The following is an 18,878-nucleotide window of genomic DNA, read 5'->3' on the forward strand; positions in this document are numbered from 1 at the left end:
GCCCTGATAGCCCATCGCCAACTCTGTTTTGACCACAAGTATCGGTGCGCTCTCTGTAAAAGAACCTGTAAGCCGGACAGGCTTTGGTTATAAAAGTCAGGAACCCAGCTATGTTAATGACAAAAGCTTAAGACTTTAGCCTCTTGCAGTAGTAACTCAGCCTTTTCGTTCCTGCACTTTGCAGGTGCAGTCTCAGCTTTTTAAACAATAAGCAGAAAGGCTGCCGGAGTAAATTCCGGCAGCCTTTCTGCTTATTGTTTAGGTTTTAAGCTACTACTCCTGCACACGTATTACTCTAAACTCGGTGCGGCGGTTGCGCTGATGCTCTTCCTCTGTCTGTGCATTTTTTACAATAAGCTGGCTCTCGCCATAACCTCTGGCTGTAATGCGGTCTCTGTCTATACCTTGTGAGATAATGTATTCTACGGCAGCCTCAGCACGACGCTGCGACAGGTCCTGGTTGTATTCATCACTGCCACGAACGTCGGTATGTGAGCTAAGTTCAATAGAAATGCCCGGGTTATCTTTTAGTATCTGTACCAGCTTATCCAGCTCTGCTGCGGCATCCGGACGGATATTAGCTTTATCCAAGTCATAATAGATGTTTTCCAGCACAATTGGCTTATCTCTTACAATTTCGTTGAGCACCAGTGTAGCTGTCAGGCGCACTTCGTTTTCGCCCTCCTGCAACTGATCTTCTGGAGGTGTTTTTCCCGCTGTAGTAATTTGTTGCCGGGCTGTAAAGAAATTTGGCTTTTGAGATATCAAAGAGTAAGTAGATTCCGGCTCAAGCTCAAAGGTAAACTTACCTTTGGTATCTGTCTGCGTTTCCTGAAGCCTCTCTCCTGCCTCATTTTGCAGCACTACTGTATGGTTTGGCACCACCGTTTGCTGTCGAGCTCCGTCGCGCAGTTGCAGCAAAGTACCATCAACAACAAAGTTTACCTGCTTTGGTACTGACTCTGTGAAACTGTAAATATCATCTCCACCACTTCCTCCATCTCTGTTAGAAGAGAAATAACCTGTAGCTTCATCTTTATAGAAGATACCAAAATCATCGCCGGGGGAATTAAGGGGAGCACCTAAGTTTACAGGCTTTCCGTCCTCTATCCTGAATAAATCAAGGTTACCTAAACCTGGCAAGCCGTCAGAGGCAATATACAGCGTGCCATCCGGTGCTACATAAACAAAGCTTTCGTTACCTTGTGTGTTTATTTCCGGCCCCAGGTTTTCAGGTGTTGAAAAACGGCCGTTCCCATCTATTGTAGTCCTGTAAATATCATTACCGCCAAGCGTCCCTCTACGGTTAGACGAGAAGTACAACGTTTTTCCATCCGGAGAGAAAGCCGGGGAAGAGTCCCACGCTTGCGGATCACTGATACCTAAAATTTTAGGTTCAGTCCAGGCATTAGAGCGGAAGTAGGAAACAAACAGGTCCACATTCTGCCGGCCTTTCTTTGTTCCTTCGTTACCACGGGCAAACACCATCGTGCGGCCCTCGTTAGTAAAAGTAGGATAAGCCTCATGCAGATCATCTGAATTTATCCCCTCCACTTTCCGGACATTCCCTCCTATGGCACTGTCACCCATTGAAGTGACATAAATATCCAGAAACCCTTCTCCATTGCCGCTATATTCTTGTCCGCCCCGGGTAGAAGAAAAATACAGTTCATTATCTGCTACAGCAGGAGCGAACTCAGAGGCATCGGTGTTTAAGGTATCCAGGTTCCTGACTTCAAAAGCAGGAGCTTTACGAAGGATACTGTTTAAGGCATTGTAGTTTTCAAGTTCACGTTGTGCAAGCGCTTTTAACCTAGAATTAGTACCTACCCTAACATAATCGCGTAGCTGCCCCTGTGCCTGCTCATACTTCCCATTAGCCTTAAGGGCCATGCCATAGTAGTAATATATATCTTCTTTGCGGTAGTTTGCGTCCAGAGCAGCGTTATAATACTCTTCCGCCTGCGATAACCTGTTCGACAAACGGTAAGCTTCTGCTACTTTATAGTTTAACTCTCCTGAGTTATCAGCCTTTCCTAAAGCACGCTGGTAATATTCTATTGCGCTCTGATACTGCTCCTGCTCAAAGCGTTTATCTCCTTTACTGATATACCTGCCTGCACCACAGGCACCAACCATCAGTAAAAGAAATAAGTAAATACCAATAAGCTTTAGTTGACAGGCTTTAGGTTTTAGTTTTAGCGTTTGATGCATGAACACGTATTTTTGAATTAGCCGGATCAGAAGTATCTGGAGAGCCAGCTTTGGCGGGCAGGCTTTGGCCATTCTGCTTGCAGGTCTCCGTAATTATTCACTAAGGTATCAAAGTATAAGGTATTTTCATCTATTTCGCCAGCCGCAACTTTCGCTTTCAGCTCCTGCATGCCAACCATTTCTACATTTCCATCTTTCAGAAAGGCCAGTTGTGTACGATCAAAGAAAGCGACATTAAAGTGCTGTTCCAGCTCCCGTACAAAATTAACGGACTTATCTATAGAACATCCACTGGCAGCAGTTGCACTTTCGTTATTGGCCAGCACCAGAAACTGTTTATGTAGTAATTGTGCCGAAGCTTGCAAGCCTCTCCCGTGGCTACTCCAGTCGGTAGCAAAACGCTCTAACAATGGTTTTATTTCGGTTTGCTCAGCCTCTGTTAAAGGTCTGTTTGCCTGATATATCCAAAGGCGCGCTTGCGGCGGCAATTGGTCAAACGGTATATACATAGTTCTGGGTTACTCCTAAATAAATTATTTATTGCTCTAAGACAATATTCCGTACAGAAATTCACAAAAAACTGGAGAGGAACAGCAGCACTAACGACTAAGGCCTTCGGCCTGAGCAATCAGTTCGGCTATATCAAAAACCTTTACGTTTTCTTCCTGTTCCTTGTTCTTCACTCCGTCCGTCATCATTACCATACAGAAAGGACATGCCGTGGCTATAACACTGTCTCCTTGTTGCCCTAAAGTTGCCAAGGCCTCTTCTGTTCTTTCTACATTTATGTCTTTTCTGCCAGGCTCCGGCTCTTTGAACATTTGCGCCCCTCCTGCTCCACAGCAAAGGCCGTTTGCCCTGATGCGCTTCATCTCTACCAGGTCAGCATCCAAGGCTGCTAACACATCACGCGGAGCTTCATAAATATCGTTGGCCCTGCCAAGATAGCAGGAATCATGATATGTAATACGGCGACCTTTAAAGTCTCCTCCTCCTTGTAAACGCACTTTGCCTTCGTTTATTAGCTGCTGCAGGTAAGTGGAATGGTGAATTACTTCGTAGTTCCCGCCAAGGTCAGGATATTCATTTTTGATGGTATTAAAGCAGTGCGGGCAAGCTGTTACAATCTTTTTTACATTATAAGCATTCATTACCTCTATATTGGTAATAGCCTGCATCTGGAACAGGAACTCATTACCGGCACGCTTGGCAGGCTCCCCTGTACAGCTTTCTTCTGTACCCAACACAGCATACTTTATACCTATGTGCTCCAGTATCTGTACAAAGGCACGTGTTACTCTTTTATAACGGTCATCGAAAGAGCCCGCACAACCTACCCAGAAAAGAATCTCAGGTTCTTCGCCATTGGCAGCCATCTCAGCCATTGTAGGCACTTTCACTAATCTTTTATTTTCTTCCATCTGATTTATATTGAGATGTTAGACTTTAAACGCTAGATGTTAGATCTGGAAAACATTATCATTTAATGTTCCTGATCCAGAGCTATTGATACTGTTCATCATTCTCCAACGTAAGGAGGTTAATCTACAGTCTAATATCTAACTTCTAATTTCTTAAACCTAATTTTTGTTTGGTACATAGAGTTCCTCTGACCAGTTAAAGCGATCTGCAGGCGAGAAAGCCCAGGGAGCTCCATTATTTTCTATGTTGGTGAACATGGTATTAAGCGAAGCTGGCGCAGCGGACTCTTCCAGCACTAGGAAGCGGCGCAGGTCCATAATGGTAGACAACTGATCTATACCTACCGGGCATGCTTCGACACACGCATTACAAGTGGTACAGGCCCATAGTTCTTCTGGCGTTATATAGCCGCGCAGCAATGTGTTCTCTTCCGTTACATGCACACGCTCTACTCCCAGCTCTTTGTAGTGGTTTGGCGCAAAAATAGCTGGCCTCTCTCCCTTTTCCTCTAGTCTGTCACGAGTGTCCATTACAATCTTGCGTGGCGAAAGCAGCTTACCTGTTACGTTGGCCGGGCAAACAGCAGTGCAGCGACCACATTCTGTACAGGTATAGGAGTCCATTAATTGTTTCCAGGTCAAGTCTTCCACATCTTTGGCACCAAAACGCTCTATAACAGGATTGCCTTCTGCATCTGTTTTAGGAGTTGGCGGCTGATAGCTTGGGTCCAGCATTGCTTTAATCTCATGTGTGATGGCTGGGTTAGTGGTAAATTTACCTTTCGGCAACAGCTTAGAATAATACACGTTGGGGAAAGCCATAATAATATGAAAGTGCTTGGAGCTTGGCAGATAATTCATAAAGGCGAGAATACCTATAATATGAAACCACCAGCCTGCACGCTCAATTGTATGCAGTGTTTCAGGGTTATTTCCAAACAGGTTTACAAACAATGAACTGACAGGGTAGCGGCCAACTGCTGCAACGCCTTCTAGTTCGGCTAGTTTTAGCCCGGCTATGTTGAAGGCAAACAGCGCGAACATCAACACAATCTCAATAATGAGAATAGTATTGGCATCTACTTTTGGCCAGGCACGCATTTCAACGCCTCGTGAAAGCCGCGGCACCTTTATTATATTACGTCGCCACAGAAAAATGGCACAAGCCACAATGACAAGAGCCGCCAATATTTCGTTGATAAACATTAAGGCATTGTACACCGGCCCCAGAAAACCTAATACCCTATGAGAGCCGGATATGCCATCAATCAGTATTTCAATTACCTCTACATTGATAACCAGGAAACCTACATATACAAATAAGTGCAGCACTGCGGGCAGCATGCGCTTAAACATTTTCTGCTGACCAAAGGCCACCAATAACGTCTTTTTAACACGCTCTGACGGATTATCTGTGATATCCAGGTCGCGGCCCATCAGTACGTTTTTACGAATCTTGCGGATCTGCCATATAAAAAGGCCAATGCCTGCAGCCGCTACAATCAGAAAGATTATGTTCTCAAGTTTTATCACGGTAAATTATTCGTTATGCATACTAATTTACGACAAAATATACAGATATATACAGAATAAAGCTGCCTAAAGATTTTTTAAAAAAAATTCTGCTGCAATGTTTGCATCTTAAAAGTTCCTTACTACTTTTGCATACCCTTTCGGAACAAGGGCAAACAACAGAGCTGGTGATGTAGCTCAGTTGGTAGAGCAAAGGACTGAAAATCCTTGTGTCGTTGGTTCGATTCCAATCATCACCACAAAAAGCCTCGCCTTAACCGGTGGGGCTTCCTTGTTTTATATCCTCTTCATACTTCTTCTTTATCAGCATCTATTTTCGCTTATCGTGTGTTGCGCTCCCCTGTACAACATTTTTAATTTCTCGAAAAGCACAGTAGCTCAAGAAAGGGGTTATAATCTGTGGCAGTTTGCCCTTAACTCCAGCAACGCTGCTGAATAACCCAAGTTATAAGCTTTGTTGAAATGTACACAGGCAGAATCCTGCTGCTGCTGCCTTAGTTGGTTCCTGCCAAGTAAATAATGTAGCCTGCCATTTTCTTTGTCTTCAGCCAGCCCTCTGGTGTAGTCTCTCTCTGCAGCAGAAAAAGCTGCTGTTTTATAGTAAGCGAATCCACGATATGTCAGGGCATCTACCAATTTCTTTCCGCTACTACTTCCATGATCCAGATAAGCAGATAAGTCTGCAATAGCATCCTCGTAGTTATTCAGGTAAAACAACCTTACCTCTCCCCGCGCCAGGTATGCTTCCCACAGTTCTTTATCTAATTCCAGCGCATAAGTTAAATCAGCTTCCGCTTTTTCATACTCTGTTAGCTGTAACAAGCTCTGCCCTCTCATATAATAAGCCTGTGCCGATGGCTCCTCCTCCAGGGCAATGGCTTTATTAAGGTCGTGTAGAGCTGCCTTATAGTTTTCGTACACGTTTAGTTCAAGACTGGCCCTGGCCTCATAGGGTTCAGCATTGTTAGGCATAAAACGTATAGCATCTGACAACAAGCTATGAGCACTGCTATATTTGCCATCCTCCATATAAGCAACAGCAGTTTCATACTTATCTTCGCCAGTAACGTAATCCATAATGCCTTTAAGCAAAAAGCTAAAAAGCAGGATGCCGGCTATAAAAATCAAGGTAATGTACAGGTCTTTTTTAGAGAAGCGCTTATTGGCCCGACGCTTGTGGTAATGCCGCTCCGACACAGAAGCAGGTGGCCTTGTTTGGCGGTAGCGTGTGTCATAATATGGCTGTTGTTGCCTTACAATTTGCCGCTGTTGCTGCTGATAATGTAACTTAAAGTCGTATTGTGCTCGTTTATTGGGATTGGATAGTACCTGGTACGCTGCATTTATTAACTTAAACAGTTCTTCGGCACGCGCATTACCAGGGTTCTTATCAGGGTGATATTTTATCGCTAGCTGTTTATAAGCTAGTTTAACCTCCTTAGAGGTGGCAGTTTGGCTTATACCCAGAATACTATAGTAATTCAAATCCAAGCAGGCAAATCTATAAAAAGATTAGTCTTAAAAATAACTATTAATGAGCAATATACATCAAAATTCGTACTAACTTTTTAACAGTTCATACTTTCTGTAAATTTTTAAGTATACCCTCGTATACAGAGAAAGTATAAAAAAGCTAAAAAATATTATGGCTACACAAGACAACGGCACACGCGAGAAAAACAACAATCTTATAGAGCACTTGATGGGGTACATCGATACCCGCATTGACATTATACGGCTGGAGATACAGGAAAAGCTAAAAGCTTCTTTTGTTGGTCTTCTTCACGTGATTTTGTTAGGTTTTGCCGCTTTTATGAGTTTTATATTCTTAAACATTTTCTTAGGTTTACTGCTTAACCACCTACTTGGCAGCTCGTTTTGGGGTTTTGGAATTATAGCACTTATCTACATAATTCTAACAGTGGTGCTGGTAATTGGGCTCGATAAGAAGGTGTTCCAGGGCATAGCCGACAAAACTTTTGATAATACTATTTACAAATCAGACAAAAGAGAAGAATCAATATGAGTGAGCTAAACAACCCCCTATTTAACAACGAGCGAGATTTATTAGAGCGCCAGAAAGAAGAATATAAAAATGCCCTGATGGGTGATGTAGAACAGATTAAGAGCCAAGGACAGGAAATAGGCAAAAAAGCAGCCGTGGCAGGTGGCGTTTTGCTAGCTGGTTTCCTTGTTCGGCGTTTGTTTAGCGGGGGAAAGAAAAAAAACAAAGTAAAACCACCTAAAGTAAAGTCTCCAAAGCTAAAGAAAGGGAAGAAAAGCAAAGAAACTTTACCTAAGCGTGACCCTAATGCTACTTATGATGAAATGGGCTACAGAATAGACGGAGGTTATTCTACAGAGAGCAACTACCATATTCTCTCTTCTGAAACGGCAAACCATCCTCAGGACTCAGATAAAAAAAAAACTGAAGGTGGTAAAAGCTTTATAAAATCTGAGCTGGCTCAGTTGGTAACTAATCAGCTGGCAGCACTGGCGATGGTCTACGCTACTAAAAAGATAGAAGAATATTTAAACAGAGTTCCTGAAAATACCGATATTGCACCTGAACCTGCGCCTATCAAGGTAATAGAAGTAGACAGCACAGAATATATTTATCCGGAAAAGGATGCCCTTTGATAACCTTCACCAGAGACAAAAACAGCAATTATCAGGCAGAAAGCACTTAGCGGTACTGTTAGACCCAGACAACCTAAATAAGGCTAGCTGCCTGCAGCTGCTCTCGCTGAGCAAAGCTAACCCTGTTGATTTCTTTTTTGTAGGTGGCAGCCTTATCACTACTAATAACCAGGCAGCAATTATTGGCCTGATAAAAGACAACAGCACTACGCCTGTTATTCTTTTCCCAAGCAACAGCCAGCACATAAATAACCAGGCAGACGGCATTCTGCTGCTTTCGCTTATTTCGGGCCGCAACCCAGAGTTTCTGATTGGGCAGCATGTAGTTTCAGCTCCCATGCTTAAGGCAAGCCAGCTCCAAGTTTATCCGACAGGTTATATGCTAATAGACTCTGGCCGACAAACTACCGCCTCTTACATGAGTGGTACCACCCCTATTCCTTACGACAAGCCTGCTATTGCAGCTTGTACAGCCATGGCTGGAGAACTATTAGGCCTTAACTACATCTATTTAGATGGTGGAAGCGGGGCCCAATATCCTGTTTCAACAGAAATGATTGCTGCTGTACGACAGGCAGTAGAAATTCCTCTTATAGTTGGAGGAGGCATAAATACACCAGATAAGGCCAGGGCAGCTTTAGAAGCTGGCGCAGACGTACTAGTTGTTGGTAACCACATAGAAAAAAACCCCGGCTTTTTGGCCGAGGTTTCTGGTATTATAGCTTCGTACAATATTACCTTAGATGTTTGTCGCTGATTCACGACGACGCATTTTACCGGCAGGTATACCAAACATCATTTTAAAGCGACGGCAGAAGTAAGCAGTATCTTTGTAACCTACATCTTTACCAATTTCGCGAATACTCTTCTTAGTCGTGCGCAGTAAGAATACTGCACGCTCCATACGCTGATATTCAATATAGTCTTGTGGGTTGATGCCTGTCAGCATTTTAAAATACTGTCCAACATAATCCTCAGACACGTTTGCTACATTTGAAAGCACTTTATTAGAAAGGTCGCCGCCAATGTTCTCTTTAATATAGTTGAACAGGTCAATAAGACGAGGGTCTTTGAAATAAGTACTGTTTGTCGCCAGCTGCTCAACGAACATTCTGTTACGCAGAATATGGCGCACAATCTCTACCACAATTTGCTCTGTATACAGGCTGATCAGACGCTCTTTGCCAGGCAACTCCTGCATGCTCTCCTCTACAACTTTAATAACCAGATTGGCCAGTTTATTGTTATTAGAAATCAGGAAAGCCGGCACATCCAGCGATGCAAAGAAATTAACTGAGTCAAATACTTTTGCCTCAAAACTTACATAACTGTGGCTCTCTTCTGCGTCACCAATCAGGTCCAGATCGTTGTTGCTTCTGTAGAATTTCTCTCTGTTAGTGATCAAATCATCATTTGAGATAGTTCTTCCTTCGCCAACAGGACCATACGTTACTTGTGTGCTTCGACCACCAGGTATAAACAACAACTCTCCCTCTTCAACCATTTGCTCTTCTCCCCCAAAGAAGATGCTACCTTTATGAAGCAGGATCAGGTTATTGCCTACATCGTAGAAGTTGCGAACCGTGAAAGGCTGTTGCAACACCAGGTTCTTAGCCTTAATGAAGCGCACCCCAAGCGATTCAATAATTTTATTGTAATCTTCCATGTGTGTTACCCACTAACTTTATTACTATAAATTCTTTAAATTTGGCCTAAATCTAAGATTAATCTTTATAAAATTCAAAAAACTTAAATAATATATTTTATTTTGCCAATTCTTAAAATACAATTAAATAGCTATCTAGCAACTACTTAAGCTCTTTTTTACTTAAGTAACTCTCTTGAAATTACTATTTTCTGTATCTCAGAAGTGCCTTCATATATCTGGGTAATCTTAGCATCACGCATTAAACGCTCTACATGGTACTCTTTTACGAAACCATAGCCACCATGCACTTGTACCGCTTCTATAGTTGTATCCATAGCTACTTTTGATGCAAAAAGCTTTGCCATAGCACCAGATTTACCATAATCCTGATGTACATCCTTATCATAGGCAGCTTGCTGGCACAACAGACGGGCAGCCTCAATGTTTGTAGCCATTTCAGCAAGCTTAAATTGTATAGCCTGGTGTTTCGCTATTTCCACCCCAAATGCTTTACGTTCTTTAGAGTATTTAAGCGCCAGTTCAAAGGCACCAGAAGCAATGCCTAAAGCCTGAGCAGCAATACCTATGCGACCTCCGGCCAATGTGGACATAGCAAACTTAAACCCAAAGCCGTCTTCTCCTATTCGGTTCTCCTTTGGCACTTTCACGTCTGTAAACATCAGCGAATGTGTGTCAGACCCACGAATTCCTAATTTGTTTTCTTTAGCGCCAACCACAAACCCTTCTGCACCTCTCTCTACAATTAAAGCATTTATACCACGGTGGCCCTTTTCAGGGTGTGTCTGTGCAATAACCAAATACACTGATGCTGTACTGCCATTGGTAATCCAGTTCTTTGTTCCATTCAACAGGTAATAGTCTCCCATATCTTCAGCAGTGGTCTGTTGAGAAGTAGCATCAGAGCCTGCTTCAGGCTCTGACAAACAGAAAGCACCTATGATCTCGCCGGTTGCTAAACGTGTCAGGTATTTTTGTTTCTGCTCTTCTGAACCATACTTTTCAAGCCCCCAGCATACCAGCGAATTATTAACAGACATAGCAACAGAAGCAGAGGCGTCTATTTTAGAAATTTCCTCCATTGCCAGCACATAGGATATAGTATCCATTCCACCACCATTGTATTTTGGGTCAACCATCATACCCATAAAACCTAACTCTCCCATTTTCCTGATTTGTTCCGCTGGGAACTTCTGGTGTTCATCGCGCTCAATAACGCCAGGCAATAGTTCATTTTGTGCAAATTCACGTGCGGCAGCCTGTACTGCCAATTGCTCTTCTGTTAATTGAAAGTTCATATCTAAAGTAGGATGAAAAATATGGTTAAACACTGGTCACTCTTATACAAAACTATAAATTTACTGCTATATTGTATGCATGCATAACAAATATACACTCTGCAAAGTTTAGCAACTATAGCATACTAATAGTTTACGCTACGCAGTTTAAAAGTATAACCTGTTAACAGATTTCTCCAATACAGCATAACAGCAACGAACCTGAAAGAGTAACAACCGGACAGTAAAAGAAGCGCCACCTGCTCTAAGAACAGGTGGCGCTAAATATATTAGGCAGATTTAAAGCAGTATTAATCGCGACGGCCAAGTAACAGGGATACGTAGTACAGCAAGGTTGCCAAAGAACCTAAAGCAGCCACTACGTAAGTAAGCGCAGCCCACTTAAGCGCATCTTTAGCCATGCCATGCTCTTGCGTTGTTACCACACCACGTTGGTCTATCCAGGCCAGGGCACGTTTACTTGCGTCAAACTCCACCGGCAGTGTTATAAAACTAAAGATAGTAGTAAGACCAAACAAAGCTACCCCTATCGCCAATGGAATTGGAGTTGTCTGCAGCATAAAGATACCAATCAGTATAATCCACTGCATGTAACGTGAGGCAATGCTTAACGCTGGCACCATGGCAGAACGGAACTTCAAGAAGCTATAAGCCTTTGCATGCTGCACAGCGTGGCCACATTCGTGCGCAGCTACGGCAGCAGCAGCTGCACTACGTGCTTCATACACATATTCGCTGAGGTTCACGGTTTTGTCTGCAGGGTTGTAGTGGTCTGTTAACTTACCCGCTACCGAAATTACACGAACATCTGTTATGCCATTGTCCGCCAGCATCATCTCGGCTATTTCACGGCCACTAAGGCCCGAACTAAGCGGTGTCTGGGAGTACTTTTGAAATTTGCTTTTTAAGCGGGCACTAACGGCCATGCTTACCAGCATAAAAATAATACCTATGAAATATATACCTAGCATAGCTATTTTACTTTAGTTTAAGTTGTTGCTCTATTTTCTTTACAATATTTGTTGTAGAGTACCCTTTAACGAGCGGAACAGTTTTTACTTCTCCCCCCCTGGCCAATACGACCTCGTGCCCTACTATACTTTCTACGGTGTAATCATCACCTTTTACCAGTATATCTGGTTGTACGATCTTTATAAGCTCAAGGGGGGTATCTTCGTTAAAAAGCACTACTGCATCTATAAACAATAAAGATGCCATAATTCTGGCCCGGGACGTTTCGTCCTGGAGCGGACGGCTCGGACCTTTGATACGACTAATGGAGGCATCAGTGTTAAGACCAAGCACTAGTTTATCGCCCAGGCTACGGGCTTTCTCCAGGTAATCGACATGGCCGAGGTGTAGCAGATCGAAGCAGCCGTTGGTGAAGACAATTGTCTGGTTCTGGTTATGCCAGATTTGCAGGCGGTTCTGCAGTTGTGAGACAGTAAAAATTTTATCGGTCGAGTTCATGGTAATGTGCTGTTTGTTCTACTTCGGCAGGCTGAACAGCAACTTTATTGCGTTGCAGCATACTCGCTATAAAACTAAGCACTCCCATTACAACAACCAAAAGCGTTTGTGAAGTATGGGCTAACAAGGCGAAAGCCATACCAGCTTCCTTAGGGACTCCGTAAAGCAACAATGTAGACTGCACCAGCAGATGGTACACGCCCACTCCACCCTGCACAGGTGCCGCCATTCCTAAACTGCCTACCACCAACACAGAAAGTCCTGCACTCCAGGACAAATCACTTGTACCTGGCAATGCATAAAACACCACTAAGCTGGAAGTGTAGTACATGAACCATACAAACACGGTATGGCCCCAGAACAGCCCCTGGTTCTTTACTTTCGCTACACTAAACACTCCCTGCAAGATTCCCTTCATAAAAGAGACAATCTTTAAGAAGTACGTGTTACGGCGTAGTCGCTTCAGAAAAATAGCACCGGATATCAGAAGCACCACCATTAATACAATTAGCAAAACACCTAGCCAATATAAAGAGGCCCCTGCTTGTTCCAAGCTATTGTACTTATCTGTCAGCAGATCTAAAAAGAAGTCCCTGATTCTGTAGAACTCAAACAAAAAAGCGAGGCCTACTGCCACCGCCAGCATAATCATATCTATAAAACGTTCTGCTATAACAGTACCTAAAGCGGTATTAACAGGCACATCATCTGTACGCTTTAGCATACTGCAACGTATTACCTCTCCTGCCCGGGGTAGCACCAGGTTTGCCAGGTAGCAAACCATCATCGCATTATATGTATTGGCAAAAGACGGATGATAACCTGTCGGGTCAATCTGCATCTTCCAACGATGGGCGCGGCTAAAGTAAGCAGCCGCGCCCATCACGAGAGAGACACCTACCCACACATAATCTGCATTATGAAGTTCCTCCCACACTTTTTTAAAGTCCAGCTCCTTTAGTGCGTACCACATCAGCAAAGCCGACACAGCTAATAACAGAGCGTACTTTAAAAACGAGAGCAGTTTCTTCATTCAGAGGGGCTACACCAGGCGGTTGTGCTGATCAGGGAATACAAGTGTGGGGGTATGGCTTTTAGCATCTTCAAATTTGATGCTGCAGTAAGAAATTATAATTACAACATCGCCCACCTGCACTTTACGTGCCGCAGGGCCATTTAAACACACAGTACCAGTTCTGCGCTCGCCTTTTATAACATAAGTCTCAAATCGCTCTCCGTTATTAACATTAACGATTTGCACTTTCTCGTTTTCCACAATATTAGCGGCATCCATCAGGTCTTCATCTATGGTGATGCTACCTACATAGTGCAGTTCTGCCTGAGTTACCTTACAGCGGTGGATTTTTGATTTTAAAACCTCGATATACATGGTTTATAGTTGAAATAAAGCGCAAAGTTAGATAATTGGCAGGAGATTAACTACCAGGGCCTGACTTCTACTTTGCTGTATAAAAGCCAAACATTCTAGCTTTCGTTTAAATTCACTATAAGGTTATCAATTAAGCGAACAGGGCCTACATAGGCTGCAATACACAGGGCCAGCTCCTGTCCCTCCTGCAGGCTTTGCACCGGCTGCATAGTGTATGAGTCAGCAAACTCAAAATACTCCAGCTCCACTTCTTCCAATGGCTCTAGAAATGCTGCCACCTCTTCCTTTATCTGTTGCAATGGCTTTGCCTGTAGCTGACTCTGCGCTAATTGGAGTGCTTTATATAGATTAGGGGCTAACATACGCTGCTTTTCATTTAGCCGCTTGTTTCTGGAAGACATAGCCAGTCCGTCTTCCTCTCTTATAATCGGGTAGCACACAAGTTCCAGATCAAAACTCAACCCATGCACCAGCTGCCGTACAATAGCTACCTGCTGCAAATCCTTTTGCCCGAAATAAGCCTTATGTGGCTGTACAAAGTTAAAAAGCTTACCAACGATAGTGGCAACACCATTGAAATGCCCTGGCCGGTGCTCTCCTTCCATAACAGCCTCTAATTTTCCGAAACTAAACTGAAGATATTGCTGTTGTGGGTATACCTCTTGTGCAGTGGGAGCAAAAAGATAGTCACAGCCGACAGTCTTAAGCAGCGCAATATCTTGCTCCAGCATACGGGGGTAAAGCTTGTAATCGTCTGGGTTGTTAAATTGAGTGGGATTTACAAAGATGCTACAGATCGTAATATCGTTCTCTTGTACAGAAGTACGCAGCAACTGTAAGTGCCCCTCGTGCAGGGCTCCCATGGTTGGCACCAGACCAATACGCTTGCCTTTGCAGCGAAGCTCCTGCACCGTTTGCCGGATGGTGCTTACCTGCTCTATAATTTGCATGTTATTATTACAATTTAGCGGATACTAAAAGCCGGTAAAAGTAAGTTATAGCTTATAAAATTGAAAATTAGAATAAAAAATACTAATTTTGCACGTCCCATTACTGTTGCCCTTTAATTTTTAATATCATATCATGTCAAAATTGCGAATCTTATACGCCGCCACCGAGATCAATCCTTTCTTACAAACCACTAAAGTAGCAGAATTTCTTCAAACGCTGCCACAAGGGATGCAAGAGCGAGGCATGGAGATCCGTATATTTGTACCAAGGTTCGGCCTTATTAACGAGCGTAAAAATCGTTTACATGAGGTAGTACGCCTTTCAGGCATCAATATCGCCATTGGTGATGATGAAAAACCACTTGTAATTAAGGTAGCCTCTATTCCGAATGCCAAATTACAGGTTTATTTTATTGACAACGAAGACTATTTTCACAGAAAGTCTGTTTTCGTAGATAAAAACAATAAATTTCATCAGGACAATGACGAACGTGCTATTTTCTTCTGCAAAGGTGTACTGGAAACAGTGAAAAAGCTAGGATGGTCTCCTGATATTGTACATTGCAACGATTGGATGACAGGCCTGATACCTATGTACTTAAAGACGACCTATAAAAAGGATCCGATCTTTAAGGATGCAAAATCTATGTTTACAGTTTATAACCATAACTATACGCATAAATTTAGCGATGATTTACTTGAAAAAGTAAAAATGTTAGATATTGAAGACAGCATGTTAGCCAACCTACAATCTGCTGATATAGACGCCTTTATAAAAATAGGCATGGAGTATGCTGACTCAGTCATTAAAACAAATGAAAACTTCAGTGATAATATAAATGCGCTGTTCAGCGAATTTGTAACGAAGAACATTAGTACTGTAAGTCCTGACGATACCCTTTTAGACTCATACTACAATCTATATAATGAACTTAGCCGTTAGAAGATTTCTTCTTTTCTTCTTTTCTGTTGCTGTCCTTACAGCCTGCGACGACCCTAATGAAGTGGGGCTCGAACTACAAGACGAGAACCAGATAGGCACTGACTATACAGATACACTTACAATAAACACAGGCACTGTTCTTTTAAATGACTCTATCAGGTCATTTAAAGTCTCGCCTGCGCTTGTGGGGCAGTATGCGGATCCGGTATTGGGCACTGTAAAAGCAACAACTTTTACCGAAATGGGCCTTTCTTCGACTAATGTATCACTTGGTGACAACCCGGTAGCAGACTCTCTAGTGCTTGCACTGGATTATACGATGATATATGGAGACAAGAGCAGTGAACTCACTGTTAATGTGCATCAGTTAACGGAGAGGTTCCAAGAGAGAGCATCGTACTTTACAAATTCTCAACTGGCCTACGAGGAGACTCCTTTAGGCAGTAAAACTTTCACACCACAAATTCTTAACTCTGGAACAGAAACAGCCCCTGTTGACTCAGCGGTAGCCGTAAACATCAGGCTGGACCAACAGCTTGCTGAAGCCTTGGTTGCGCAGTCTGGCCAGGGGCCGCTACAAACGCAGAGTAACTTTAATGAGTTCTTTAAAGGATTAGCTTTAGTTTCGCCAGAGGGAAGTAACATTGTCGGGTTAAACCTGCTTTCTTCCAGAACCAAAATGACCTTGTACTATAAAAACGGTGAAACGCAGAAGACTCAATCATTCATCATAACATCTGCTGAGAACTATTTTACAGGTGTAACCGGAGATCGTAGCGGTACAGCAGTAGCTGAATTAACTGAAAAAGGGGAATACCTGCCAGCTGCGCAAACGGGTGGCGAAAGTTATATACAGGCTAATACGCAACTCCTGACAAAGCTCACATTCCCTTACCTGGATCAGTTTAAGCAGGCAACCGATAACATCATTATAAACAGAGCGGAGGTAATTATACCAGTTAAAAGCTCTTCCACAAGTTCTCTTGCCCCGCCACCGCAATTAGCAGCTTATCAAACCAACAGTTCTAACAGAGCTTTAACACCTCTACAGCAAGACAGAGCCTTTGCACTTAACACTACTTCTTTTCCGGCAGCAGTAAGCTATAACGCCGAAAAAGAACAGTATTCTATCAACATAACTTCTTATTTTCAGGCTATGCTGTTAGGTAACCGCCCTAATAACGGTTTATTGTTAGCACCGGCCAAAGTTGTTATTACAAGTCAGCAAACAGGGGCAACAGCCATTCAGGATGACACGTCTCCTTACAGAGCTGTTATTAACAATACAGATTCAGATAAAGTTAAACTGTTAATTTACTACTCAAAACTCAACTAGTTAATTTTTGTTTATCACAATCATAAATAGGTACCTTTGCGGGTACCTATTTATTTCAAGTTAGATTATGTGTGGAATTGTCGCATACGTAGGGCATAGAGAAGCCTGCTCTATCATTATAAAAGGGCTTAAACGACTGGAGTACAGAGGCTATGACAGTGCCGGAGTTGCACTGATGAATGGCGATCTTAATGTGTACAAGAAAAAAGGCAAGGTAAGTAAATTGGAAAATTACCTTACTGACAAAGATACACATGGCAACATTGGAATGGGGCATACACGTTGGGCTACCCACGGAGAACCAAACGACAGAAATGCACACCCACATTACTCAAGCTCTGGTAAGCTAGCCATTATTCACAATGGTATTATTGAAAACTACGCTACTCTTAAGACGCTTCTGATAGAAAAAGGCCATACCTTTCAGTCAGACACAGACTCAGAAGTGTTTATTAACTTGATTGAAGACATCAAAATAAACAGCAAGTGTACACTTGTTGAAGCTGTGCGCCTGGCACTTCATGAAGTAGTAGGAGCCTATGCCATTGTTGTGCTTTCTAAAGATGACCCAAATCAGTTAGTGGCAGCCAGAAAAGGTAGCCCGCTTGTAGTTGGCATAGGAGAAGGTGAACACTTCCTGGCTTCCGATGCTACTCCTATTATTGAATATACAAGCGATGTAGTATATATAAATGATCAGGAAATTGTCGTAATTAAAGATGGTGAGCTAGATATTCGTTCAAAAGAAGATGTAAAACAAACGCCTTATATACAGCGCCTTGAGCTGGCATTGGAATCTATTGAAAAAGGCGGTTATGAGCACTTCATGCTGAAAGAGATATTTGAGCAGCCCCGTTCTATCTTAGACTGCCTGCGTGGGCGCATGATTCCGGAAAAAGGCCACCTAATGATGAGCGGCTTCTTTGAGTATGAGAATAAGTTTGCAAAGGCTAATCGAATCCTTATCGTTGCCTGTGGGACTTCTTATCATGCTGGCCTGGTTGCAGAATACTTGATCGAAGATTTAGCCAGAGTTCCGGTAGAGGTAGAATATGCTTCTGAATTCCGCTATCGCAACCCTATCATAAACGAGAATGACATTGTAATTGCTATATCACAGTCTGGTGAAACAGCAGACACTTTAGCAGCCATAGAGTTAGCAAAGTCTAAAGGGGCTACTATCTTTGGTATCTGCAATGTGGTTGGTTCATCTATTGCACGTGCTACAGATGCAGGCGCTTATACACATGCCGGTCCTGAAATTGGCGTTGCCAGCACAAAAGCATTTACTGCTCAGGTTACTGTACTAACACTGATTGCCATGATTATGGGTAGAAGACGTGGCACTATAGAAACCACTAAGCTAAACCAGCTAATGGTAGAGTTAGAAAGCATACCTGGCAAAGTAGAACAGGCACTGCAGTTAGACGAGCAAATCCAGAAGATTTCTGCTGTGTTCAAAGATGCCTCCAGCTTCCTTTACTTAGGCCGTGGCTATAACTTTCCGGTAGCCTTAGAAGGAGCTCTCAAGCTGAAGGAAATTTCTTACATCCATGCAGAGGGTTACCCGGCTGCGGAAATGAAACATGGCCCTATCGCTCTTATTGATGAGCACATGCCAGTTGTGGTGATTGCTACAAAAGACAGCTCTTATGAGAAGATTGTTTCAAATGTGCAGGAGGTAAGAGCCCGTAAAGGAAAGGTTATTGCTGTTGTAACAGAAGGTGATAACGTTATTCCGTCTATGGCAGATTATGTTGTGGAAGTTCCGGAAACAAATGAGCACCTGATGCCACTGCTTTCAGTTATTCCGCTACAGCTATTGTCTTACCACATTGCTGTTATGCGCGGTTGTAACGTAGACCAACCTCGTAACCTGGCAAAATCAGTTACAGTAGAATAAAATCACTTCATAAAAAAGAAAGAGGGAGGCTGAACTGCCTTCCTCTTTCTTTTTTATGTACTACAACAGTTATATATTCAGGCAAAACAACAAAAGGCAGAATTATGTACTTTT

18 protein-coding genes and 1 tRNA gene are annotated in these 18,878 nt (G+C 42.9%); 7 read left to right on the forward strand and 12 right to left on the reverse strand.

Annotation, left to right across the window (positions count from 1 at the left end; translation table 11 throughout):
- Positions 1-273: 273 nt before the first annotated feature.
- The 4 genes from LN995_RS22030 to LN995_RS09465 all read right to left on the reverse strand — a co-directional run bounded on the left by LN995_RS22030 (position 274) and on the right by LN995_RS09465 (position 5,168).
- Entirely contained in the window at positions 274-2,214 is a 1,941-nt protein-coding gene (locus LN995_RS22030) for an OmpA family protein (protein ID WP_317206939.1), read from the reverse strand.
- A gap of 26 nt (positions 2,215-2,240) precedes the next feature.
- Positions 2,241-2,723, reverse strand: coding sequence for a hypothetical protein (locus tag LN995_RS09455; RefSeq protein WP_229960665.1), 483 nt, complete (start codon positions 2,721-2,723; stop codon positions 2,241-2,243).
- A gap of 90 nt (positions 2,724-2,813) precedes the next feature.
- The gene (locus LN995_RS09460; RefSeq protein WP_229960667.1) at positions 2,814-3,635 is read right to left on the reverse strand and encodes a (Fe-S)-binding protein; all 822 of its coding nucleotides are present in this window, start codon (positions 3,633-3,635) and stop codon (positions 2,814-2,816) included.
- A 159-nt stretch (positions 3,636-3,794) separates the two neighbouring features.
- Positions 3,795-5,168 (reverse strand): 4Fe-4S dicluster domain-containing protein, encoded by a 1,374-nt coding sequence (locus tag LN995_RS09465; RefSeq protein WP_229960669.1) that lies wholly within the window; start codon positions 5,166-5,168, stop codon positions 3,795-3,797.
- Between the two features lie 166 nt (positions 5,169-5,334).
- On the opposite strand from LN995_RS09465, the gene LN995_RS09470 reads away from it, so the two are divergent.
- Positions 5,335-5,407, forward strand: a tRNA-Phe gene (locus tag LN995_RS09470).
- 151 nt (positions 5,408-5,558) lie between these two features.
- Here LN995_RS09470 and LN995_RS09475 read toward each other — a convergent pair.
- Positions 5,559-6,653, reverse strand: coding sequence for a tetratricopeptide repeat protein (locus LN995_RS09475; protein WP_317206941.1), 1,095 nt, complete (start codon positions 6,651-6,653; stop codon positions 5,559-5,561).
- Positions 6,654-6,813: 160 nt separating this feature from the next.
- Between LN995_RS09475 and LN995_RS09480 the strand changes: the two genes are divergently transcribed.
- The 3 genes from LN995_RS09480 to LN995_RS09490 are packed head-to-tail and all read left to right on the forward strand — an operon-like array spanning position 6,814 to position 8,565.
- Positions 6,814-7,194 carry a phage holin family protein gene (locus LN995_RS09480; RefSeq protein WP_229960673.1) on the forward strand — a complete coding sequence of 127 codons (381 nt, stop codon included), beginning with the start codon at positions 6,814-6,816 and terminating at the stop codon, positions 7,192-7,194.
- Positions 7,191-7,808 (forward strand): hypothetical protein, encoded by a 618-nt coding sequence (locus tag LN995_RS09485; RefSeq protein ID WP_229960675.1) that lies wholly within the window; start codon positions 7,191-7,193, stop codon positions 7,806-7,808. Before LN995_RS09480 ends, LN995_RS09485 begins: the two co-directional genes overlap by 4 nt.
- The gene (locus LN995_RS09490) at positions 7,798-8,565 is read left to right on the forward strand and encodes a geranylgeranylglyceryl/heptaprenylglyceryl phosphate synthase (RefSeq protein ID WP_229960677.1); all 768 of its coding nucleotides are present in this window, start codon (positions 7,798-7,800) and stop codon (positions 8,563-8,565) included. The genes LN995_RS09485 and LN995_RS09490 overlap by 11 nt, the downstream gene beginning before the upstream one ends.
- On the opposite strand, the gene LN995_RS09495 is transcribed toward LN995_RS09490, so the two are convergent.
- The 7 genes from LN995_RS09495 to panC all read right to left on the reverse strand — a co-directional run bounded on the left by LN995_RS09495 (position 8,548) and on the right by panC (position 14,582).
- A complete protein-coding gene (locus tag LN995_RS09495; RefSeq protein ID WP_229960679.1) occupies positions 8,548-9,474 on the reverse strand; it encodes an AraC family transcriptional regulator in 927 nt (308 codons plus the stop codon). The two genes, LN995_RS09490 and LN995_RS09495, sit on opposite strands and share 18 nt — an antisense overlap.
- Positions 9,475-9,632: 158 nt before the next feature.
- Positions 9,633-10,772, reverse strand: a complete 1,140-nt coding sequence (locus LN995_RS09500; RefSeq protein ID WP_229960681.1) for an acyl-CoA dehydrogenase family protein — start codon at positions 10,770-10,772, stop codon at positions 9,633-9,635.
- 290 nt (positions 10,773-11,062) lie between these two features.
- Positions 11,063-11,743, reverse strand: a complete 681-nt coding sequence (locus tag LN995_RS09505) for a zinc metallopeptidase (RefSeq protein WP_229960683.1) — start codon at positions 11,741-11,743, stop codon at positions 11,063-11,065.
- A 7-nt stretch (positions 11,744-11,750) separates the two neighbouring features.
- Positions 11,751-12,242 (reverse strand): D-glycero-beta-D-manno-heptose 1-phosphate adenylyltransferase, encoded by a 492-nt coding sequence (gene rfaE2, locus LN995_RS09510; RefSeq protein WP_229960684.1) that lies wholly within the window; start codon positions 12,240-12,242, stop codon positions 11,751-11,753.
- Complete coding sequence (locus LN995_RS09515) at positions 12,226-13,275, reverse strand: lysylphosphatidylglycerol synthase transmembrane domain-containing protein (RefSeq protein WP_229960686.1); 1,050 nt, start codon at positions 13,273-13,275, stop codon at positions 12,226-12,228. The genes rfaE2 and LN995_RS09515 overlap by 17 nt, the downstream gene beginning before the upstream one ends.
- 9 nt (positions 13,276-13,284) lie before the next feature.
- Entirely contained in the window at positions 13,285-13,632 is a 348-nt protein-coding gene (gene panD, locus LN995_RS09520; protein ID WP_229960688.1) for an aspartate 1-decarboxylase, read from the reverse strand.
- Positions 13,633-13,727: 95 nt separating this feature from the next.
- A complete protein-coding gene (gene panC, locus LN995_RS09525) occupies positions 13,728-14,582 on the reverse strand; it encodes a pantoate--beta-alanine ligase (RefSeq protein WP_229960690.1) in 855 nt (284 codons plus the stop codon).
- A gap of 133 nt (positions 14,583-14,715) precedes the next feature.
- Between panC and LN995_RS09530 the strand changes: the two genes are divergently transcribed.
- The 3 genes from LN995_RS09530 to glmS all read left to right on the forward strand — a co-directional run bounded on the left by LN995_RS09530 (position 14,716) and on the right by glmS (position 18,764).
- Entirely contained in the window at positions 14,716-15,525 is an 810-nt protein-coding gene (locus LN995_RS09530; RefSeq protein WP_229960691.1) for a glycogen/starch synthase, read from the forward strand.
- Positions 15,509-16,861 carry a DUF4270 family protein gene (locus tag LN995_RS09535; RefSeq protein WP_229960693.1) on the forward strand — a complete coding sequence of 451 codons (1,353 nt, stop codon included), beginning with the start codon at positions 15,509-15,511 and terminating at the stop codon, positions 16,859-16,861. The genes LN995_RS09530 and LN995_RS09535 overlap by 17 nt, the downstream gene beginning before the upstream one ends.
- Positions 16,862-16,928: 67 nt before the next feature.
- Positions 16,929-18,764, forward strand: a complete 1,836-nt coding sequence (gene glmS, locus LN995_RS09540; RefSeq protein WP_229960695.1) for a glutamine--fructose-6-phosphate transaminase (isomerizing) — start codon at positions 16,929-16,931, stop codon at positions 18,762-18,764.
- Positions 18,765-18,878 lie beyond the last annotated feature (114 nt).

It is taken from the genome of Pontibacter silvestris (assembly GCF_020907275.1).
GTDB classification, from domain to species: Bacteria; Bacteroidota; Bacteroidia; order Cytophagales; family Hymenobacteraceae; genus Pontibacter; species Pontibacter silvestris.